20 protein-coding genes and 2 pseudogenes are annotated in these 19,794 nt (G+C 55.3%); 15 read left to right on the forward strand and 7 right to left on the reverse strand.

Annotated elements, in window-relative coordinates; translation table 11 throughout:
• The first annotated feature begins 4 nt into the window (after positions 1 to 4).
• The gene (gene cysN / locus ACI77H_RS25365; protein ID WP_407014356.1) at positions 5 to 1,903 is read left to right on the forward strand and encodes a sulfate adenylyltransferase subunit CysN; all 1,899 of its coding nucleotides are present in this window, start codon (positions 5 to 7) and stop codon (positions 1,901 to 1,903) included.
• A 150-nt stretch (positions 1,904 to 2,053) separates the two neighbouring features.
• Here cysN and ACI77H_RS25370 read toward each other — a convergent pair.
• A pseudogene (locus ACI77H_RS25370) lies at positions 2,054 to 2,155 on the reverse strand (acyltransferase); the annotation flags it as partial.
• Positions 2,156 to 2,376: 221 nt separating this feature from the next.
• On the opposite strand from ACI77H_RS25370, the gene ACI77H_RS25375 reads away from it, so the two are divergent.
• The 3 genes from ACI77H_RS25375 to ACI77H_RS25385 are packed head-to-tail and all read left to right on the forward strand — an operon-like array spanning position 2,377 to position 4,417.
• Positions 2,377 to 2,931, forward strand: a complete 555-nt coding sequence (locus tag ACI77H_RS25375; RefSeq protein ID WP_407014357.1) for a hypothetical protein — start codon at positions 2,377 to 2,379, stop codon at positions 2,929 to 2,931.
• Entirely contained in the window at positions 2,912 to 3,496 is a 585-nt protein-coding gene (locus ACI77H_RS25380; RefSeq protein WP_407014358.1) for a 2OG-Fe(II) oxygenase, read from the forward strand. The genes ACI77H_RS25375 and ACI77H_RS25380 overlap by 20 nt, the downstream gene beginning before the upstream one ends.
• A gap of 3 nt (positions 3,497 to 3,499) precedes the next feature.
• Entirely contained in the window at positions 3,500 to 4,417 is a 918-nt protein-coding gene (locus tag ACI77H_RS25385; RefSeq protein ID WP_407014359.1) for a hypothetical protein, read from the forward strand.
• Between the two features lie 245 nt (positions 4,418 to 4,662).
• Here the strand turns inward: ACI77H_RS25385 and ACI77H_RS25390 are convergent, their stop codons facing one another.
• Genes ACI77H_RS25390 through ACI77H_RS25400 form a run of 3 tightly spaced genes read right to left on the reverse strand, consistent with a single transcriptional unit; the run spans position 4,663 to position 8,067 of the window.
• A complete protein-coding gene (locus ACI77H_RS25390; RefSeq protein ID WP_407014360.1) occupies positions 4,663 to 5,568 on the reverse strand; it encodes an acyltransferase in 906 nt (301 codons plus the stop codon).
• Positions 5,569 to 7,668: a phosphate acetyltransferase gene (gene pta / locus ACI77H_RS25395; RefSeq protein ID WP_407014361.1), complete on the reverse strand. Its 2,100-nt coding sequence runs from the start codon at positions 7,666 to 7,668 to the stop codon at positions 5,569 to 5,571. It lies immediately after the preceding gene.
• 60 nt (positions 7,669 to 7,728) lie between these two features.
• Positions 7,729 to 8,067 carry a DUF3565 domain-containing protein gene (locus tag ACI77H_RS25400; protein WP_407014362.1) on the reverse strand — a complete coding sequence of 113 codons (339 nt, stop codon included), beginning with the start codon at positions 8,065 to 8,067 and terminating at the stop codon, positions 7,729 to 7,731.
• On the opposite strand from ACI77H_RS25400, the gene ACI77H_RS25405 reads away from it, so the two are divergent.
• The 3 genes from ACI77H_RS25405 (at position 8,036) to ACI77H_RS25415 (ending at position 10,373) form a co-directional block, all read left to right on the forward strand.
• A complete protein-coding gene (locus tag ACI77H_RS25405; RefSeq protein WP_045061434.1) occupies positions 8,036 to 8,521 on the forward strand; it encodes a peptidylprolyl isomerase in 486 nt (161 codons plus the stop codon). The genes ACI77H_RS25400 and ACI77H_RS25405 overlap by 32 nt on opposite strands.
• A 122-nt stretch (positions 8,522 to 8,643) precedes the next feature.
• Positions 8,644 to 9,126, forward strand: a complete 483-nt coding sequence (locus ACI77H_RS25410; RefSeq protein WP_407014363.1) for a glutathione peroxidase — start codon at positions 8,644 to 8,646, stop codon at positions 9,124 to 9,126.
• Between the two features lie 143 nt (positions 9,127 to 9,269).
• Positions 9,270 to 10,373, forward strand: coding sequence for an NADH:flavin oxidoreductase (locus ACI77H_RS25415; RefSeq protein WP_407014364.1), 1,104 nt, complete (start codon positions 9,270 to 9,272; stop codon positions 10,371 to 10,373).
• A gap of 135 nt (positions 10,374 to 10,508) precedes the next feature.
• On the opposite strand, the gene ACI77H_RS25420 is transcribed toward ACI77H_RS25415, so the two are convergent.
• A complete protein-coding gene (locus ACI77H_RS25420) occupies positions 10,509 to 11,708 on the reverse strand; it encodes a glycosyltransferase family 4 protein (RefSeq protein ID WP_407014365.1) in 1,200 nt (399 codons plus the stop codon).
• Positions 11,709 to 11,996: 288 nt separating this feature from the next.
• Between ACI77H_RS25420 and ACI77H_RS25425 the strand changes: the two genes are divergently transcribed.
• Genes ACI77H_RS25425 through ACI77H_RS25455 form a run of 7 tightly spaced genes read left to right on the forward strand, consistent with a single transcriptional unit; the run spans position 11,997 to position 16,190 of the window.
• Entirely contained in the window at positions 11,997 to 12,692 is a 696-nt protein-coding gene (locus ACI77H_RS25425; RefSeq protein WP_407014366.1) for a WbqC family protein, read from the forward strand.
• A complete protein-coding gene (locus ACI77H_RS25430; protein ID WP_407014367.1) occupies positions 12,689 to 13,618 on the forward strand; it encodes a glycosyltransferase family 2 protein in 930 nt (309 codons plus the stop codon). Before ACI77H_RS25425 ends, ACI77H_RS25430 begins: the two co-directional genes overlap by 4 nt.
• Positions 13,599 to 14,231 (forward strand): class I SAM-dependent methyltransferase, encoded by a 633-nt coding sequence (locus ACI77H_RS25435; protein WP_407014368.1) that lies wholly within the window; start codon positions 13,599 to 13,601, stop codon positions 14,229 to 14,231. The genes ACI77H_RS25430 and ACI77H_RS25435 overlap by 20 nt, the downstream gene beginning before the upstream one ends.
• The gene (locus ACI77H_RS25440) at positions 14,231 to 14,896 is read left to right on the forward strand and encodes an acetyltransferase (protein ID WP_407014369.1); all 666 of its coding nucleotides are present in this window, start codon (positions 14,231 to 14,233) and stop codon (positions 14,894 to 14,896) included. Before ACI77H_RS25435 ends, ACI77H_RS25440 begins: the two co-directional genes overlap by 1 nt.
• A complete protein-coding gene (locus ACI77H_RS25445; RefSeq protein ID WP_407014370.1) occupies positions 14,893 to 15,429 on the forward strand; it encodes a hypothetical protein in 537 nt (178 codons plus the stop codon). Before ACI77H_RS25440 ends, ACI77H_RS25445 begins: the two co-directional genes overlap by 4 nt.
• Entirely contained in the window at positions 15,430 to 15,816 is a 387-nt protein-coding gene (locus ACI77H_RS25450) for a hypothetical protein (RefSeq protein ID WP_407014371.1), read from the forward strand.
• Positions 15,816 to 16,190 (forward strand): EamA family transporter, encoded by a 375-nt coding sequence (locus tag ACI77H_RS25455; RefSeq protein ID WP_407014372.1) that lies wholly within the window; start codon positions 15,816 to 15,818, stop codon positions 16,188 to 16,190. Before ACI77H_RS25450 ends, ACI77H_RS25455 begins: the two co-directional genes overlap by 1 nt.
• A gap of 17 nt (positions 16,191 to 16,207) precedes the next feature.
• On the opposite strand, the gene cysZ is transcribed toward ACI77H_RS25455, so the two are convergent.
• Positions 16,208 to 16,963, reverse strand: coding sequence for a sulfate transporter CysZ (cysZ, locus tag ACI77H_RS25460; RefSeq protein WP_407014373.1), 756 nt, complete (start codon positions 16,961 to 16,963; stop codon positions 16,208 to 16,210).
• Between the two features lie 315 nt (positions 16,964 to 17,278).
• Here cysZ and trxB point away from each other — a divergent pair, with 315 nt between their 5' ends.
• Positions 17,279 to 18,241, forward strand: a complete 963-nt coding sequence (gene trxB, locus ACI77H_RS25465; protein WP_150639274.1) for a thioredoxin-disulfide reductase — start codon at positions 17,279 to 17,281, stop codon at positions 18,239 to 18,241.
• 118 nt (positions 18,242 to 18,359) lie between these two features.
• Here trxB and ACI77H_RS25470 read toward each other — a convergent pair.
• A pseudogene (locus ACI77H_RS25470) lies at positions 18,360 to 19,608 on the reverse strand (aspartate aminotransferase family protein).
• Between the last annotated feature and the right edge of the window lie 186 nt (positions 19,609 to 19,794).

Consider the following 19,794-nt stretch of genomic DNA (forward strand, 5'->3'; position numbering starts at 1 on the left):
TGTCATGTCGCACGTATCTGATTTGATCAGCGAGGACATCCTCGCCTACCTGGGCCAGCACGAACGCAAGGAAATGCTGCGCTTTCTGACCTGTGGCAACGTCGACGACGGCAAGAGCACCCTGATCGGGCGCCTGCTGCACGACTCCAAGATGATCTACGAAGATCACCTGGAAGCCATTACCCGCGACTCGAAAAAAGTCGGCACCACCGGCGAAGACATCGACCTGGCGTTGCTGGTCGACGGCCTGCAGGCCGAGCGTGAGCAGGGCATCACCATTGATGTCGCCTACCGCTACTTCTCCACCGCCAAGCGCAAATTCATCATCGCCGACACCCCTGGCCATGAGCAGTACACCCGCAACATGGCCACCGGTGCGTCCACCTGTGACCTGGCGATCATCTTGGTCGATGCCCGTTACGGCGTGCAGACCCAGACCCGTCGCCACAGCTTCATCGCCTCGTTGCTGGGCATCAAGCACATCGTGGTCGCCATCAACAAGATGGACCTCAACGGCTTCGACGAAAGCGTGTTCGAGTCGATCAAGGCCGATTACCTGAAGTTCGCCGACGGCATCGCGTTCAAGCCGACCACCATGGCCTTCGTGCCGATGTCGGCACTGAAAGGCGACAACGTGGTGAACAAGTCCGAGCGCTCGCCGTGGTACACCGGCCAGTCGCTGATGGAAATTCTCGAGACCGTCGAGATCGCCAACGACCGTAACTACACCGACCTGCGTTTCCCGGTGCAGTACGTCAACCGTCCGAACCTGAACTTCCGTGGTTTCGCCGGCACCCTGGCCAGCGGCGTCGTGCACAAGGGCGATGAAGTCGTGGTGCTGCCGTCGGGCAAGAGCAGCCGCGTGAAATCCATCGTCACCTTCGAAGGTGAACTGGAACACGCAGGCCCGGGTCAAGCGGTGACGCTGACCATGGAAGACGAGATCGACATCTCTCGCGGCGACTTGCTGGTGCACGCCGACAACCTGCCGCAAGTGACTGACGCCTTCGACGCCATGCTGGTGTGGATGGCCGAAGAACCGATGCTGCCGGGCAAGAAATACGACATCAAACGCGCCACGACGTACGTGCCGGGTTCGATCACCAGCATCGTCAACCGCGTTGACGTGAACACCCTGGAAGAAGGTCCGGCCAGCGCGTTGCAGTTGAACGAGATCGGTCGGGTCAAGATCAGCCTCGATGCCGCCATCGCGCTGGACGGTTACGCGAGCAACCGCACCACCGGTTCGTTCATCGTCATTGATCGCTTGACCAATGGCACCGTTGCGGCCGGCATGATCATCGCTCAGCCGTTGGCGCATGGCAGCAGCACGCACCACGGCAAACTGGCGCACGTTGCCACCGAAGAACGCGCTCAGCGTTTCGGTCAGCAGCCGGCCACCGTGTTGTTCAGCGGTTTGTCGGGCGCGGGCAAAAGCACCCTGGCTTATGCGGTTGAACGCAAGTTGTTCGACCTGGGCCGCGCGGTGTTTGTGCTCGATGGCCAGAACCTGCGTCATGACCTGAACAAAGGTCTGCCACAGGATCGCGCCGGGCGTACCGAGAACTGGCGTCGTGCCGCGCACGTTGCACGTCAGTTCAACGAAGCCGGTCTGCTGACCCTCGCTGCGTTCGTCGCACCGAGTGCCGAAGGTCGTGAGCAGGCCAGGGAACTGATTGGCAAGGAGCGTCTGCTGACGGTCTACGTCCAGGCCTCGCCAACGGTCTGTGCCGAGCGTGATCCGCAAGGTTTGTACGCCGCTGGCGGCGATAACATTCCGGGCGAATCCTTCCCGTACGACGTACCGCTGAATGCCGACCTCGTGGTCGACACCCAGTCGCTGTCGCTGGAAGAAAGCGTCAAGCAAGTGCTGGATCTGTTGCGTAGCCGCGGCGCGATCTAAGCGTTAGCCGTCAATAAAAAACCCGCCGATGAGTGATCATCGGCGGGTTTTTTTGTGTCCTTTGAATCGCCAAGATCGCAGCCTTCGGCAGCTCCTACAGGGGATTGGTATACACCTGTAGGAGCTGCCGAAGGCTACGATCTTTTGATCTTAGGTGTCTGGATACTCCCGATGCATCTGCCCCAGCAACGCATCCTTGTCTTCCCACAACTGATTGATCCAGCCCTGGAACTGCAACCGATACTCGCCATTCAGGCCGGCCAAGCCCCGGGAGTTCTGACATGGCTGTGAACTGCCAGCATCATTGACGCTATCGGATTTGGACTACACGAATATCGGAAATGGGTAAGTTTTATTAATTCGAAAATGGGAATAGTGTTGTTGGCAGAGTAGATGCGCTTGATTGTCAGCTTTATATGAAGAATATACATGTGAATTAGAATTGCTTATGTTGGCGATCGAGGAATTATGGTGTGCGAAATAAAATATTATCCATTCCTGATGGGCATGTGCTTAGTACTTTTGAAATTGTTTTTTTGATAATTATTTTGTTCTATTTTTCTGTTATCTCATTTCATTATTTTGGGAGGATTGTAGAAATTCCTCTGGTTCCAAAAAAAGTAGTTTTGAAAAGCGCTTTTGTATATAGAAGTATTTCGGAGGTTTCAAAAACTACGTCAAATTTGTATCTCAGGATTGGGCCAGATGATGAAGCGTATGAATATGTTATCGAAGCGTCTACTCGTGCTGTTAAACACTTGGATTTTAGCAAGTCGCGAAAGCTATGGGTCGCTGTTGAGCCGGATCGGAGTAAGAGATTTATTTGGGGGGTGTATGATGATGAGCTAGGGTTGTTAATAAGTCGGAAAGATATACTGGAGTGGGCGCAATATAGCAATTCTGTAAATTATTTTTTGATTGTTACATTGGGTATTGGTTTTCTGTATTTGCTGTTTGTGCTTTTTAAGAATGGTGTTTGGAATAGGCTTTTAGCAAAAAGGATAGCGCGTGAAAATCGATCGGATTGATAACAAAATATTTGTAATTGACGAGTTCTTGACCCGAAGTGAAGAGGAGAGCATAAACCTTCAGCTCAAAGGCGCGGTCTGGAGATACAACTGGCCAAATTATGAGGAGCTTCCTTTTATTAGACCTTGCTGGCATGTTTTTATTGCCGGTAAAGGCCGCCCTGATCGGCAGTCTTGCGTAGAGGAACTGGGCAGTAACGAATCATGGCGTTTTCTGGTTGGGTTTTGGGAGAGGTTGTCAAAATTACATGACTTCAACATTACCTTGTTGGGCGTTTATGCAAATGGGCAGACGTTTGGTCAAGACACGATTATTCACCGGGATAACAAAACGCACCCCGGGCTGACGGTAATCATTTTCTGTAATGAACATTGGCCGACCTCTTGGGGAGGGGAGCTTGTTTTCTATGATGATGAGAAAGAGAACACCATCAAGTCTGTGCTTCCTAAATCACGACGGGTGGTGATTTTCGATGGGCGCATTCCACATGCTGCGAGATCTCCTTCGGTTAAGTGTGATCAAGTAAGAATGACGCTTGCCTTTAAAACTGTTATCAAGGAGTAAGTTATGGCAGGGAAAGCCGTATTATTTGTAAGTGTTGTTAATGATGGTGTAACCGTCGGCTCGGGCGCGACTGCGGTGGCAGATCAGTTTCTGGTTAACGGGACTGGAATGGTGCTGTTGAATCAGTCGGCTCAAACTGGCGCTGTAATAGCAAGTGTGACCTCAGTGACAAAACTTGCAGGGCCTTATGTTCCGATCGTTAGCATGCCGGCGAACATTGTGGCGGGAACAATTACGTTTCTTAAGATTGGGGTAGATATCAGAGATGGGGCCGAGATCAAGGCGGGTGATGTTATTAGTCTTGTTGGGAATGTCGCTGGTGTGATTGCTACAATGGCAATTCTAGGTGGGGCCGCCCCTGCGCTTGTTGCTGGTTTAGCCATAGTTACCATCATCTCCGGGTTGGCTTCAGTTGTTGACTCGGAAACAATTAAAAAAATCGCGACAAACGCTGCAAACTTTTTTAAAGACAATCCAATGGACAGTTATCTTGATTATTCCTGCGCCCCCGACAGGCAAATCGTTCATAGCAATACGCTAAGAGACGAGTATGTCAATCAAATGCTTGGCTGTTATTGGATACCTGAAACAGGAGAGTTACGGGCAGTTACTATGGCTGTTTCCAATGAAACCATTGGTAATATCGATGTCGGGGAAAAGGCAGAGGCAGAGGCAGAGGTAGAGGTAGGGGGCGTGTCAGAAGTAGAAGTAGAAGTAACAGAGGTTGAGACTGGGGGTAGTAGTGGCGGCATTGGCAGCAGTTATTATCCCCATGCAGTGCCTGTCATACCCGCCCCCCGTCCTGACATAATCCCGGTTGTTACCATTGGTCCACTTGATTTTGGTGATGGAAGTAGGGGGGCTGACGATAATGGCGATGGGTACGGTTGTTGTTCGGGCGGAAGTGATGGTTATGTTTAGTGGGCCACATTTATAAACTAGATATTGCTCAGCTGTTCACAAGTTGGGCGCCAGATTAAGCAGCACAATCGGTAACTACCAAAATTCCCGATGAAAAACCCGCCGATGAGTGATCATTGGCGGTTTTTTTTGTGGGTCAACTCGGTCAACTGTGGGAGCTAGCCTGCTAGCGATTGCGGTGAATCAGGCAATAAATCTGCTGAATGTGAACCCGCTATCGCCAGCAGGCTGGCTCCCACAGTAGGTCAGTGTTTGGCTGGATACTCCCGATGCATCTGCCCCAGCAACGCATCCTTGTCTTCCCACAACTGATTGATCCAGCCCTGGAACTGCAACCGATACTCGCCATCCTGGTCGTAATTCTTGCCGATGAACTGCGGTGGAATCTTCAGCTCCTGAAAATGCACCACCACGTCCGCAACGTTCCCGCACAGCAAATCCCAGTAACCCGGACGCCCACCCGGATAGTGAATGGTCACGTTGACGATCGACTCCAGCTGCTCACCCATCGCGTCCAGCACAAACGCAATGCCGCCTGCCTTGGGTTTAAGCAGGTACTTGAACGGGGATTTCTGCTGGGCATGCTTGCCTTCAGTAAACCGCGTGCCTTCGACGAAGTTGAAAATCCCCACCGGGTTATTGCGGAACTTGTCGCAAGTCTTGCGGGTGGTTTCCAGGTCCTTGCCTTTCTTCTCCGGGTGCTTTTCCAGGTAGGCCTTGGAATAGCGCTTCATGAACGGAAAGCCCAACGTCCACCAGGCCAGACCAATCACCGGCACCCAGATCAGCTCCTGTTTGAGAAAGAACTTCAGCGGCTGGATACGACGGTTGAGCACGTATTGCAGCACCATGATGTCGACCCAGCTCTGGTGGTTGCTGGTGATCAGGTATGAGTGCTGATAGTCCAGCCCTTCGAGGCCGCTGAGGTGCCAGCGAGTGCGGCAGACCAGGTTCATCCAGGCCTTGTTGTTGCTGATCCAGGCTTCATGGGTGTGGCTCATCAACCAGCGCGTGAAACGCTGAGTGAGGGCGAAGGGCAGCACCTTGAAGATCGCCACGCAGAACAGAAACGAGCAGAGAAGAATCGTATTCAGTGCCAGCAACAATGAGGCAATGACGCCGCGCACGACGGCAGGTAGAAAATCCAGCATTTAAAGATCCATAGGTCGGTTGGCAGCTTGAATCGCGGTCAACGCGATGGTGTAGACGATGTCGTCGACTTGCGCGCCGCGCGGCAAATCATTCACCGGTTTGCGCAGACCTTGCAGCATCGGCCCGAGGCTGACGCAATTGGCGCTGCGTTGCACGGCTTTGTGGGTGGTGTTGCCGGTGTTCAGGTCGGGGAACACGAACACGGTGGCGCGTCCGGCGACCTGACTGTTTGGCGCCAGTTGCCGGGCGACGGTTTCGTTGGCGGCGGCGTCGTATTGCAACGGACCGTCGATCAGCAGCGAGTGCTGTTGTTCGTGGGCGAGCAGCGTCGCTTCACGGACCTTCTCGACTTCTTCGCCGCTGGCCGATTCGCCGCTGGAGTAACTGATCATCGCCACCCGTGGCGTGATGCCAAATGCCGCAGCCGAGTCGGCGCTTTGCAGGGCGATCTCGGCCAGTTCGCTGGCGCTCGGGTGCGGGTTCATCACGCAGTCGCCGTAGACCAGCACTTCTTCGGGGAACAGCATGAAGAACACCGATGACACCAGGGTGCAGCCCGGTGCGGTTTTAATCAGCTGCAAGGCCGGGCGGATGGTGTTGGCGGTGGAGTGAATGACCCCGGACACCAGGCCGTCGACTTCATCCAGCGCCAGCATCATCGTGCCGATCACCACGGTGTCTTCCAGTTGCTGCTCGGCCATCGGCGCGTTGAGGCTTTTGCTTTTGCGCAGCGCAACCATTGGCTCGACGTAGCGTTCGCGGATCAGGTCCGGGTCGAGGATTTCCAGGCCCGGCGGCAGCTCGATATCGTGGGCACGGGCCACGGCTTCGACGTCCGCCGGTTTCGCCAGCAACACGCAACGGGCAATGCCGCGCGCCTGACAAATCGCTGCCGCTTGCACGGTCAGCGGCTCGCTGCCTTCGGGCAACACGATGCGCTTGTTGGCGGCCTGGGCGCGCTGGATCAATTGATAACGGAACACCGCGGGCGACAGGCGCATTTCCCGTGGCGTGCCGCAGCGCTGGTGCAGCCAGTTGGCATCGAGATGGCTGGCGACGAAGTCGGTGATGATCTCCGCCCGCTCGCGGTCGTCGATCGGGATTTCCTTGTTCAAACCATTCAACTGGTTGGCGGTCTCGTAGGAACCGGTGCTCACCGACAACACCGGCAAACCGGCCTGCAACGCGCCACGGCACAAGTCCATGATGCGCGGGTCGGGCAGGGTGTCGCTGGTCAACAACAGGCCGGCCAATGGCACGCCGTTCATGGCTGCGAGGCTGACGGCGAGGATGATGTCGTCGCGATCACCGGGTGTCACCACCAGCACGCCGGGCTTGAGCAGCTCCACGGTGTTGCGCATGGTGCGCGCGCAGATGATGATTTTGGTCATGCGCCGGGTTTCGTAATCCCCGGCGTTGAGAATCTGCGCGCCCATCAGGTCGGCGACGTCGCGGGTGCGGGGGGCGTTGAGTTCCGGCTGGAACGGGATGCAGCCGAGCAGTTTGAAATCGCCGCTGCGCAGCAACGGCGAATGCTCTTTCAGGCGCGAGGCGAAGGCCTCCATGCTTTCCTCGGTCTTGACCTTGTTGAGGATTACGCCGAGGACTTTCGGGTCTTTCGGACCGCCAAACAATTGCGCCTGCAATTCCACGCGGCCGGAGAGCTCGGTCAGCACTTCGTTTTCCGGCGCCGAGACCAGGATCACGTCGGCGTCGAGGCTCTTGGCCAAATGCAGGTTAACCCGTGCGGCGTAACTGGCGCTGCGGGTCGGGACCATGCCTTCGACGATCAGCACGTCCTTGCCGATGGCCGCTTGCTGATAAAGGGTGATGATTTCTTCGAGCAACTCGTCAAGCTGGCCGTCGCCCAGCATGCGCTCGACGTGTGCCAGACCCAGCGGTTGCGGCGGTTTCAAACCGTGGGTGCGCGCCACCAGTTCGGTGGAGCGCTCAGGCCCGGTGTCGCCCGGATGGGGCTGGGCGATCGGTTTGAAAAAGCCGACCTTGAGGCCGGCGCGCTCGAGGGTGCGCACCAGCCCGAGGCTGATGGAGGTCAGACCCACACCAAAATCGGTGGGTGCGATAAAAAAAGTTTGCATGCGGATTCTCTAAAGGAGCATGACAAAGGTGATCATCTATAGCTGACGATCTACCGAAATTCAGTCGCCAAGGTTATCGCTAACCGAGCCCTGTGCGCACCACCCGCAATCAAAGGGTTGACCTATTTTTTCATGGCGCTGCAGTGGGTCCATGACCCAGGCGCGTGATTGCCACGGCGGCTGGTGGCGCAGGTGTTGCGTGTGGCCACAGGAAAGCTCGGCCACCCAATGCCCGTCCTCGTCCTGATGAAAACCGGTGACCGTTGAGGCTTGCGCCGCGTTCCGTCTGTCCGGGTTGTGTTCGCTTTCGGACGATTGCTTCGCTAAACTTGGTCTTTCTAAATTCTTATGCAAAAGGTCTCGCCCCATGCTGATCGCCGCCAATAAGGCTGTCTCCATCGACTATACCCTGACCAACGACGCTGGTGAGGTCATCGACAGCTCCGCCGGCGGCGCGCCGCTGGTCTACCTGCAAGGTGCAGGCAACATCATCCCGGGCCTGGAGAAGGCTCTGGAAGGCAAAGCAGTCGGCGACGAGCTGACCGTAGCCGTTGAACCTGAAGATGCTTACGGCGAGTACGCTGCTGAACTGGTCAGCACTTTGAGCCGCAGCATGTTCGAAGGCGTTGACGAACTGGAAGTGGGCATGCAGTTCCACGCTTCCGCGCCGGACGGCCAGATGCAGATCGTCACCATTCGTGATCTGGACGGCGACGATGTCACCGTCGACGGCAATCACCCGTTGGCCGGTCAGCGCCTGAATTTCCAGGTCAAGATCATCGACATCCGCGATGCCAGCCAGGAAGAAGTCGCTCATGGTCACGTCCATGGCGAAGGTGGCCATCACCACTGATTTTCTGCGCTAAGCTCAGATAACTGGAGAGGCGCCCGAGGGCGCCTTTTTAGTCCGCGGCTGTCCCTGGTGACACCGCCAAGAGGCTGTTTCGAGAAGAACACGGGAATTTGGAGTTCGTCATGAGTGCTTTTCACGACCTTAATTTGACAGCCCTGGATGGTCAGGAGCTTCCGCTGGCGCCCTTCAAAGGGAACGTCGTGCTGGTGGTCAACGTCGCCTCCAAATGTGGCCTGACCCCACAATACGCGGCGCTGGAAAACCTCTACCAGCAATACAAAGGTAAGGGTTTCAGCGTGCTGGGCTTGCCGTGCAACCAGTTTGCCGGGCAGGAACCAGGCACCGAGCAAGAGATCCAGGAGTTCTGCAGCCTCAACTATGGCGTGACCTTTCCGTTGTCCAGCAAGCTGGAAGTCAACGGTCACGAGCGTCATCAGTTGTATCGCCTGCTGGCGGGCGAGGGTGCCGAGTTTCCGGGTGACATCACCTGGAACTTCGAAAAATTCCTGCTCGGCAAGGACGGTCGCGTATTGGCGCGATTCTCGCCGCGCACGGCGCCGGATGATCCGAGTGTCATTCAGGCGATCGAAAAAGCCCTGAGCTGATTCTCTACTGTAGGAGCCGGCAAGCCGACTCCTACAGTTTCGTGTGACTTTTAGATCTTAATCACGGAAATCAATAGTGCTGTTCATTGCGACGGACTCTCCATATTATCGCCGTCATAAAGTCTATTCCCGTGGAGCGTCCCATGCCTGTCAAAGCCCTGTTCAAACCGTTCCACCTCGGCACCCTTGAACTGCCGACCCGTGTCGTCATGGCGCCGATGACCCGTTCGTTCTCGCCGGGTGGCGTGCCCAATTCCAAAGTGATCGAGTACTACCGTCGTCGCGCCGCCGCTGGCGTTGGCTTGATCATCACCGAGGGCACCACCGTCGGCCACAAGGCCTCCAACGGCTACCCGAACGTGCCGCATTTCTACGGTGAAGCCGCGCTGGCCGGCTGGAAGAAAGTCGTGGACGCGGTACACGCAGAAGGCGGCAAGATCGTGCCGCAACTGTGGCATGTCGGCAGCGTGCGTCGCATTGGCACCGAGCCGGACGCGAGCGTGCCGGGTTACGGTCCGTCGGAAAAATTGAAGGACGGCCAGGTCGTGGTTCACGGCATGACCAAGCAAGACATCCAGGACGTAATCGCCGCGTTTGCCCAGGCCGCCAAGGATGCCCAGAGCATCGGCATGGATGGCGTGGAAATCCACGGCGCCCACGGCTACCTCGTGGACCAGTTCTTCTGGGAAGGCACCAATCAGCGCAGCGACGAATACGGCGGCGACCTGGCCAACCGTTCGCGTTTCGCCATCGAACTGATCCAGGCTGTGCGTGCGGCAGTCGGTGAAGGTTTTCCGATCATCTTCCGTTTCTCGCAGTGGAAGCAGCAGGATTACACCGCGCGTCTGGTGCAAACTCCGGAGGCCTTGGGCGAATTCCTCAAGCCGTTGTCCGAGGCCGGCGTGGACATTTTCCACTGCTCGACACGCCGTTTCTGGGAGCCGGAGTTCGACGGTTCCGAACTGAACCTGGCCGGCTGGGCCCGCAAGCTCACCGGCAAGCCGACCATCACCGTCGGCAGCGTCGGCCTGGATGGCGAGTTCCTGCAGTTTATGGTCAACACCGACAAGATCGCGCAGCCGGCCAGCCTGGAAAAACTGCTGGAGCGTTTGAACAACGACGAGTTCGATCTGGTAGCGGTAGGGCGTGCGCTGCTGGTGGACCCGGACTGGGCGCAGAAAGTGCGTGACGGGCGTGAGGGCGACATCCTGCCGTTCAGCCGTGAAGCGTTGATGACGCTGGTTTAAGCGGCGCCTTCACTGGCCTCATCGCGGGCAAGCCCGCTCCCACAGGATTTTGTGGCGGACACATGGTTTGTGCTCACCTCGAACACTGTGGGAGCGGGCTTGCCCGCGAAGACTGATTCAATATCACCAAAGATCTCAAGGTACGGTCGGTGCATTCGGCACCACCACCTCCCCAACACAAGCCCCCCGCAACTGCCCCTCGAACTGCTCGATAATCGCCGCCCAACCCTGGCGACTCGCATGCTGTCGCGCATTCAGCCTCACGCAACGCAAGGTTTCGCGCTTCTCCAACAACCAGGTCGCGGCATCGTTGAACGCTTCCTCATCTCCCGGCATCGCCAGCACGCCGTTGTAGCCATGGCGAATATGCTGAGCCGCTGCCGCCTGATCGTAGGCCACCACGCCCAACCCTGACGCGAGTGCCTCAAGCACCACATTGCCGAAGGTTTCGGTCATGCTCGGAAACAAAAACACATCCCCTGACGCATAGTGGCTGGCCAAGGCTTCGCCGCGCTGTGCACCGCAGAAAATCGCCTCGGGCAATTCCTGCTCCAGAGCCACTCGTTGCGGACCGTCACCGACGATGATCAGTTTTAGGTTTCGCTGTGGATAAGTCGTTTTCAGTCTGTCGAAACAGCGCTTGAGCAAACCAAGATTTTTCTCCGGTGCCAGGCGTCCTACGTGAATGACGGCAATGTCCTTCTCACCCAAGCCCCATTGATCACGCAACGCTTGCAGCCGTTTAGTCGGGTGAAACAGCTGGCTGTCGACCCCGCGCGACAGCAATGCCAACCGCTCGAAATGCCGGCGCTCCAGCTCCAGGCGCTGGCTGACACTCGGCACCAGAGTCAGGGTCGAACGATTGTGAAACCAGCGCAGGTAGTGGGTCAGCAGACGCGTGAGCAAGCCGAGCCCGTACTGATTGGAATACTGCTGGAAATTGGTGTGGAAGCCGCTGACCACCGAGATCCCCAGGCGCCGTGCTGCACGCAAAGCGGACAATCCCAATGGCCCTTCCGTGGCGATGTACAGCACGTCCGGGCGCTGGCGCTTCCAGCGTCGCAACAGCTTGTGCATCGACGACTGACCCCATTGCAAACCCGGATACCCCGGCAGCGGCCAGCCCCGGCACAGCAGCAATTCATCGTCGCTGCCCAGCTGCTGATCGCAACCCTGCCGTGGCCGCACCAGTTCCACCTGATGCCCGCGCGCGCGCAGACCGTCGCACAAGCGGCCAAGGGTATTGGCCACGCCGTTGATTTCGGGAGGGTAGGTTTCGGTGATCAGGGTGATATGCAGAGCTGTCGTCATGACCTCAGTGTCGGCTGAGGCCATGTCGGCGTTGTGGCGTTTTGATGATGGATTTGTGACGGGATGAGCATTGAATGCCATTTGGCCGTCCGACTCAGGATGGACATTGGACGAGTGTCTCGTCCCCAAAGCGTAAACTCGTTTGAGCGTTTGCTGAGGCAAAAAACCATGAAAAGGGTGACGCTTCCACCCTTTGCAGATTAATATGACAGTCTTAAAAATTGTGTAGTGATATTGCTGTGCGATATGTGTTCGCCCTAATTCACAACTACATCTCTCAATGAAGATCCACTGTGGCCAGGGAACAGTACGTTGAAAAAAGTCGCGATACTTCAATCTAACTACATCCCTTGGAAAGGGTATTTTGACATGATCGCATCAGTGGATGAGTTTATCCTCTATGATGACATGCAATATACTCGGCGTGATTGGCGAAATCGTAATCAGATTAAAACACCGCAAGGTGTGCAATGGTTGACAGTGCCAGTTTTAGTGAAAGGAAAGTATCATCAGAAAATCAGGGAAACTGAGATAGATGGTGTTGAGTGGGCCGCGTCACATTGGAAGTCTCTGGTTCAAAATTACAGTCGCGCTCCGCACTTCAATGAAATAGCACAATGGCTTGAACCGCTTTATCTGAATGAGCGTTACACCCATATTTCAGAGCTTAATCAGCGATTTATTCAAGCTATTTGCGATTTCCTGGAAATCAAGACGATTATTAGTCGTTCATCGGATTATGAGTTGATCGACGGTAAAACGGAACGCCTTGCCGATCTTTGTGCACAGGCGGGAGGGAGCGAGTACATCTCTGGACCTTCTGCCAAGGACTACGTTGATGAAGCTATCTTTGAAGCGATGAATATAAAGTTAACCTGGTTCGACTACTCAGGTTATCCGGAGTATTCGCAGTTATGGGGCGAATTTGCCCATGGTGTCACGGTCCTTGATCTGCTTTTTAATTGTGGAAAAGACGTTTATCGCCAGATGAGGCACGTTGCTCCATGAAACTCTCAATCGTAGCCACTCTTTATCAGTCAGCCTCTTACATAGAGGAGTTTCATTCGCGCGTGAGTGCTGTCGCGATGACGCTTGCAGGGGATGATTATGAGATCCTGCTGGTGTATGATGGATCTCCCGATAACAGTCTTGATATCGCCATCTCGCTCACTGAGCGAGACCATCATGTCGTACTTATCGATCTCTCCCGTAATTTCGGCCATCATAAGGCCATGATGACGGGGCTCTCCCACGCAAAAGGAGAAAAAATATTCCTGATTGACAGCGATCTGGAAGAAGAGCCGGAGTGCTTGCTCAACTTTGACCAGCAAATCAATCAGACCGCCTGTGATGTTGTTTACGGAGTGCAGGAGCAGCGCAAAGGCGGCTGGTTTGAGCGATGGAGCGGCCGGTGGTTCTATCGTTTCTTTCAAGCCCTGACTGGACTCGCCCTGCCAGAGAATATTGTCACTGCAAGATTAATGACTCGTCGCTACGTGGACGCTTTACTACGCCATAAGGAACGAGAGATATTTATTGCCGGTCTTTGGCATATTACCGGGTTTGAACAGCAGCCGCAGACGGTCAAAAAGAGCAATACCAGTCAGACGACTTATACACTCAGAAGAAAGATGTCTATATTGGTGAATTCGGTAACATCGTTCAGCAATGCGCCATTGATTGGTATTTTTTATATAGGTGTGTCTATTTCGTTTTTTGCACTACTTTATATTGTTTATTTGACAGCCAACTGGATGTTTCTCGCAAAGCCAATGAACGGCTGGACGTCGGTCATGGCCTCTATCTGGCTACTTGGCGGTATGATAATTTCGTTTATCGGTGTCGTGGGGATCTATCTTTCCAAGATATTTTCCGAGTCAAAACAGCGCCCCTACACTATCGTGAGGCAGATTTATGCACAGCGACAAAACTGAGCTCCTTGATGAAGTAGCGAGCTACTACTCGAGCAAGCTTGCACTGCATGGCGAGACACCGAATGGGGTGGACTGGAATGGTGAACAGGGCCAGGCGCTGCGTTTCGAGCAACTCTGCAAAGTAATCGATGGGCCGCAGGACTGTACTGTCAATGATCTGGGATGTGGCTACGGTGCGCTGGTTGACTACTTAAATAACAAGCCTCAGAAATTTTCATATCTTGGTATAGATGTTTCAAAAGAGATGATTCAGGCCGCCGAACAGCGTTACGCAAAACTGTCCGGTATTCGATTCATTGCCGGGTCCGAGCCCGACTCTGTCGCTGACTATGGCGTCGCAAGTGGTATTTTTAATGTTCGCCTGGGTCGTTCAGACGACGAGTGGCTGAGCTATCTTGAAAAAACACTGGATGTTCTGGATCGAACAAGTCGTCTGGGGTTCTCTTTTAATTGCCTCACCTCCTACTCTGACGAAGATAAGAAGCGAGATGATCTGTACTACGCCGATCCTTGCCTGTTATTTGATTTATGCAAACGGCGTTACTCTCGTCATGTAGCCCTTCTGCACGATTATGGGTTGTACGAATTCACTATTCTTGTAAGGAAAATGTGATGAGAAAAAAATTAGTGATTTTCGGCTCTGGCGATATTGCGCAGTTGGCCCACTTTTACTTTAGTACAGACTCCACTTATGAGGTTGTTGCTTTCACTGTGGACGGTAGTTATATCGAGGCGCCTACTTTCTGTGGTCTACCAGTAGTTGCATTCGAAGACGTAGCCGAGCACTATCCAACGCACAGTCACGAGCTGTTTATTGCCCTGAGCTACTCGAAGCTCAATGCAGTGCGCAAAGAAAAATATCTTGCAGCCAAGGCACTCGGCTACACGCTTGCTAGTTACATAAGCAGTCATGCCACGGTGCTCAATGAAGGCCGGATTGGCGACAATTGTTTTATTCTTGAAGATAATACCATTCAGCCATTCGTTAATATTGGCAATAATATTACTTTGTGGAGCGGTAACCATATTGGTCACCACTCTACGATACAGGATCATACGTTTATCGCATCCCAAGTAGTGGTTTCTGGTGGTGTGCATATCGGCGAGCAGTGTTTTATCGGGGTTAATGCGACTCTTCGTGATCATATAACGGTCGAGGACAAGTGCGTCGTTGGTGCGGGTGCACTGCTGTTAGCAAACGCTGAACAGGAGGGTGTATTTATCGGCACGGCGACTGAGCGCTCTAAAGTTCCGAGCAGCAAGCTGAGAAAACTATGAAGTCGACATGGAAAAAGCTCGGGCAATTATTTTTTGTCGAGGGTGATGCGCGTCATCCCAAGTTATTATCTCATGCCGCCAACCCGTTACCGGTACATCTGCACGATGATGTCTTTCGGATATTTTTCAGTGGTCGGGATTCTGATAACCGCTCCTCCGTTGGGGCTGTGGATATCGATATTGAAAAACGAAAAGTCATCAAAGAACACCCTTCACCTTTCATGGAGCATGGACCGAAAGGCAGTTTTTACGCTGATGGTATAAGCATTGGTAACTGCTACACGGTGGGTGGCGTGCAATACATGCTTTTCATGGGGTGGCAGGCGCCAATTGATCAGCATTGGAGGGGGGATGTCGGCAGGTTAGTTGTCAATGCGGATACTATGCTGACGCTTGATAGCAAAAATCCGTTCATGAGCGCTGATAAAGACGATCCTGTAAGCCTTTCTTACCCGTGGGTGCGTGAAGACGGAAACGGCGGATATGACATGTGGTATGGATCGACCCGTACTTGGGATTCGGGTAACGGGTAAATGATTCATGTGATCAACTCGGCGCATTCCCTTGATGGCCAAAACTGGAAGCGTAACGGCTTGGCAATCCCCTTCGAACTTGGAGTCGCTCAAGCGTTTTCGCGCCCAACCGTCGCAAAAAACCATCTGGGTGGATTGGAGATGTGGTTCTCCTATCGCAGCGGAGCCGGGGAAACCTATCGTATCGGCTACGCAACCACTGACGAAGGCAAGCAATGGCGATTGGCGCTGGAGGATGCCGCTATCGATGTTTCATCAGAAGGCTGGGATAGCGAGATGATCGAATACCCGTTTGTGTTTGATCATAAGGGAAGTCGGTACATGCTTTATAACGGTAATAGCTATGGTAAAACCGGCTTTGGCCTGGCTGTACTGGAGAGAGGCTGATGGCTCGTATATTCGATTATATGTATATATTTGCAACCATCCTGCTGACCGTCTATGGGCAAATTATTCTTAAATGGCGAATCTCTCACTACGGTGCATTCCCCTCTGACACGCCTCAAAAAATTAAATTTCTTTTTTTGCTGTTTTTGGATCCAGCGATTGTTTCAGGGTTCGCAGCGGGATTTTTAGCATCGTTAGCCTGGATGGCGGCGATGACCAAGTTTGATCTTAGTCACGCCTATCCATTTATGAGCTTGAACTTCGTTGTCGTTTTGCTTTTAAGTGGTTGGATTCTAAGTGAGCCAATGACACTCCAGAAATCAATGGGCGTTGGCCTTATTATTCTGGGCACAGTTATTGCCGCGCGTGGATAACAACGAAAAGCAAGTCCCTAACGAGGTTTGGCAGTGAGGTTTTCTACTCCACGCTCGCGCACCCAGAACAACGTCGCACCCGCCACCGCCGCCGGCATCATCAGGATGTTGACCACCGGAATCAGCAGCACCAGGTAAACACTGCCGCCAAAACTCATGCTCTGCCAGCGCTTCTCGCGCAGCCAGGCGAGCATCTCGTTCCAGCCCAGCTTGTGGTTGTCCGCCGGGTAGTCGATGTATTGGATCGCCATCATCCACACCCCGAACAGCAGCCACAGCGGTGCAGCGATGATGTTCACCACCGGGATGAACGAGAGGATGAACAACCCGATCGCCCGCGGCAGGAAGTAGCCCAGTTTGCGCATTTCCCGAGCGAGGGTGCGCGGGATCATGGCGATCAGTTCGCCCCAGCTGAAGGCCGGAAAGTCATCGGTGCCGCGCACCACCACTTCGACCTTCTCCGCGAGGAAGCCGTTGAACGGTGCGGCGATGACGTTGGCCAGCATGGTGAAGGTGAAAAACACCATCAACACCACCAGCACCACGAAAATCGGCCAGAGCACGTAACTGAGAAAACTCAGCCAGTCGGGCAGGGACGGCATCAGCGTGTCGACCCACAGGCTGAATTGATGGCCGGCCAGATAGATCAATCCGACGAACAGCACCAGATTGATCGCCAGCGGCAGCAACACGAACAAACGCAGGCTGGGGCTGAGGACCAGCTTGAGGCCTTCGCGCAGGTATTGCGGGCCGGACAGAACAGGGGCGGGCATATCGTGCTCCGAGCAGAGGGGAAACGCGCCGACCTTACCGGCTTTGCCTTGCGGACGAAAGCGCGACGGCGGGATCGACATTAACTGTAACAAAGGGGTCTTTATATTCAGCGTGACCGGATAGAGGCCACCTATGAGCTGGATTGTTAATCCGTATTTCCTTAATCTTCGCCCCCTCGATACGCTGCACCCATTCTTTTTACAGGACTGTCGAGCTCAAGCCTTCCCCAAGTGCTTTCAACGGTCCTTTTTTATTCCCGCCGGCAACCCGGCGTTCCGCGCCAGGTGTTCCGGGCCGGTCAACAGGAGCATGTCATGTCTGAAGTCCGTCATTCGCGAGTGATTATTCTCGGTTCCGGCCCTGCCGGTTACAGCGCCGCGGTCTATGCCGCCCGTGCCAACCTCAAACCTTTGCTGATTACCGGCATGCAGGCCGGCGGTCAACTGACCACCACCACTGAAGTCGACAACTGGCCGGGCGATGTCCACGGCCTGACCGGCCCGGCGTTGATGGAACGGATGCGTGAGCACGCCGAGCGCTTTGAAACCGAGATCGTTTTCGATCACATCAATGCCGTGGACTTCGCTGCCAAGCCGTACACCCTGACCGGCGACAGTGCGACTTACACCTGCGACGCCCTGATCATCGCTACCGGCGCCAGCGCTCGCTACCTGGGCCTGCCATCAGAAGAAGCGTTCATGGGCAAAGGCGTTTCGGCCTGTGCGACCTGCGACGGTTTCTTCTACCGCAACAAGCCTGTGGCCGTGGTCGGTGGCGGTAACACCGCTGTCGAAGAGGCGCTGTACCTGGCCAACATCGCCAGCACGGTGACCCTGATCCACCGTCGCGAAACTTTCCGCGCCGAGAAGATCCTGATCGACAAGCTCAATGCTCGCGTTGCCGAAGGCAAGATTATCCTGAAGCTGAACTCGAACCTGGACGAAGTCCTGGGCGACAACATGGGCGTGACCGGTGCTCGCCTGAAGAACAACGACGGCAGCTTCGACGAGCTGAAAGTCGACGGCGTGTTCATTGCCATCGGCCACACCCCGAACACCTCGTTGTTCGAAGGCCAACTGACGTTGAAAGACGGCTATCTGGTGGTGCAGGGCGGCCGTGAAGGCAACGCTACCGCGACTAACATCGAAGGCATCTTCGCGGCCGGCGACGTGGCTGACCACGTTTACCGCCAGGCGATCACCTCGGCCGGCGCTGGCTGCATGGCGGCACTGGATGCCGAGCGTTACCTCGACGATCTGCAGAACGCCAAGTTCTGAGACCGTTGAAATGAAAAAACCGGCTTCGGCCGGTTTTTTTTTGCCCACGGAAAGTGCGTTCACCCCCCTTGTGGGAGCTAGTCTGGTAGCTCCCACAGGGACTGCATGGGCATTAAATTCAGACTAGTTTCTTCAGGCATGCCTCGAGGATGTCCAGACCTTCCTCCAGTATGGTGGCCTCGGTGGTCAACGGCGCCAGCAGCCGAATGATGTGGCGCGACTTGCCGCTGGGCATCAGCAGCAAACCCGACTCGCGCGCCAGGGCCAGCAATTGCGTCAACTGCGCCGGAGCCGGTGTGCCGTCGGCATGGGCCAGTTCGATGCCGCGCATTGCACCAACGCCGGTCAGGCGTCCGAGAAAGGGAAACCTTGTTCGCGCGCCAGGCGTCGTAGCGACTGACAATCGCTTCTTCCTGTTGCGCGCCCCACGCGTGCAGGTTGGCGTCGGTCAATTCATCCAGCGTCGCCAACGCCGCGGCGCAAGCGATCGGATTGCCCGAGTAAGTGCCGCCCAGCCCGCCCTTGGGCAAGGTGTCGAGCAGTGACTTGCGTCCCACCACCGCGCCCAGCGGTACACCGCCGGCGATGCTTTTGGCCAGCAGGATCAGGTCGGGTTCGATACCCAGTCGCGAGAACGCAAACCGCTGGCCGGTGCGGCCGAAACCGGACTGGATTTCATCGGCGATCAGCAGGATGTTCTTTTCATCACAGAACTTGCGCAAGGCCTGAGCGAACGCCACGTCCATCGCCAGGAAGCCCGCTTCGCCCTGCACCGGCTCGACGATAAAACACGCCACGTCGTCGACATCGATCTCGACGCTGAACAGCCGATCCATCGCCTTCAACGCTTCGGCGCAGGTCACGCCGTTGTCTTTGCTCGGGTACGGCAAGTGGAACACCGGGCCGGGCAGCACGCCGACCTTCTGTTTGTAAGGCGCGACTTTGCCATTGAGGTTGAGGGTGGCGAGGGTGCGACCGTGGAAGGCGCCGTCGAAAGCGATGACAGCCGTGCGGCCGGTCGCGCCACGGACGATCTTCAGGGCGTTCTCCGCCGCTTCCGCGCCGCTGTTGGTGAGCATGCCGCTGACCGGGTAATCCACCGGAATGAACGCGGCCAGACGCTCCATGAGTTCGAGGTAGGGCACGTGTGGGGCGGCGTTGAACGCGTAGTGCGTCAGCCGGGTGGCCTGTTCGCGAATGGCCTCGACGATGCGCGGGTGGCAATGGCCGAGGTTCAGCACGCCGATGCCGCCGACAAAGTCGATGTAGCGTTTGCCCTCGGTGTCCCAGACCTCGGCATTTTTGCCATGGCTGAGAGTGACGGGGTGCACGATGTTGATCGACTGGCTGATGGATTCGCTGCTCATGGATGACCGACTCTGAAGAAGGGATGCTTCTTTTTATCTAAGCCGCGAGCAGTGCTGCCCGGCAAACGAAATAAAGTTGCCGGGTCAATCTTAAAAGTCGGGATGTGCTCTGAGCGTTGTGCAAAATACTTCGAAACAACGCAGACCCCTTGTAGGAGCCGGCTTGCCGGCGATGGCGTCTTCGAA

The organism is Pseudomonas sp. O230 (assembly GCF_045447035.1).
GTDB lineage: Bacteria > Pseudomonadota > Gammaproteobacteria > Pseudomonadales > Pseudomonadaceae > Aquipseudomonas.

Excerpts from the sequence above, each read along its gene's own strand:
- cysN (WP_407014356.1), top strand. The coding sequence starts at position 5 with ATGTCGCACGTATCTGATTTGATCAGCGAGGACATCCTCGCCTACCTG.
- ACI77H_RS25385 (WP_407014359.1), top strand. The coding sequence starts at position 3,500 with ATGGCAGGGAAAGCCGTATTATTTGTAAGTGTTGTTAATGATGGTGTA.
- ACI77H_RS25390 (WP_407014360.1), bottom strand. The coding sequence starts at position 5,568 with ATGCTGGATTTTCTACCTGCCGTCGTGCGCGGCGTCATTGCCTCATTG.
- pta (WP_407014361.1), bottom strand. The coding sequence starts at position 7,668 with ATGCAAACTTTTTTTATCGCACCCACCGATTTTGGTGTGGGTCTGACC.
- ACI77H_RS25405 (WP_045061434.1), top strand. The coding sequence starts at position 8,036 with ATGCTGATCGCCGCCAATAAGGCTGTCTCCATCGACTATACCCTGACC.
- ACI77H_RS25400 (WP_407014362.1), bottom strand. The coding sequence starts at position 8,067 with ATGGAGACAGCCTTATTGGCGGCGATCAGCATGGGGCGAGACCTTTTG.
- ACI77H_RS25410 (WP_407014363.1), top strand. The coding sequence starts at position 8,644 with ATGAGTGCTTTTCACGACCTTAATTTGACAGCCCTGGATGGTCAGGAG.
- ACI77H_RS25415 (WP_407014364.1), top strand. The coding sequence starts at position 9,270 with ATGCCTGTCAAAGCCCTGTTCAAACCGTTCCACCTCGGCACCCTTGAA.
- ACI77H_RS25420 (WP_407014365.1), bottom strand. The coding sequence starts at position 11,708 with ATGGCCTCAGCCGACACTGAGGTCATGACGACAGCTCTGCATATCACC.
- ACI77H_RS25430 (WP_407014367.1), top strand. The coding sequence starts at position 12,689 with ATGAAACTCTCAATCGTAGCCACTCTTTATCAGTCAGCCTCTTACATA.
- ACI77H_RS25435 (WP_407014368.1), top strand. The coding sequence starts at position 13,599 with ATGCACAGCGACAAAACTGAGCTCCTTGATGAAGTAGCGAGCTACTAC.
- ACI77H_RS25440 (WP_407014369.1), top strand. The coding sequence starts at position 14,231 with ATGAGAAAAAAATTAGTGATTTTCGGCTCTGGCGATATTGCGCAGTTG.
- ACI77H_RS25445 (WP_407014370.1), top strand. The coding sequence starts at position 14,893 with ATGAAGTCGACATGGAAAAAGCTCGGGCAATTATTTTTTGTCGAGGGT.
- ACI77H_RS25450 (WP_407014371.1), top strand. The coding sequence starts at position 15,430 with ATGATTCATGTGATCAACTCGGCGCATTCCCTTGATGGCCAAAACTGG.
- ACI77H_RS25455 (WP_407014372.1), top strand. The coding sequence starts at position 15,816 with ATGGCTCGTATATTCGATTATATGTATATATTTGCAACCATCCTGCTG.
- cysZ (WP_407014373.1), bottom strand. The coding sequence starts at position 16,963 with ATGCCCGCCCCTGTTCTGTCCGGCCCGCAATACCTGCGCGAAGGCCTC.
- trxB (WP_150639274.1), top strand. The coding sequence starts at position 17,279 with ATGTCTGAAGTCCGTCATTCGCGAGTGATTATTCTCGGTTCCGGCCCT.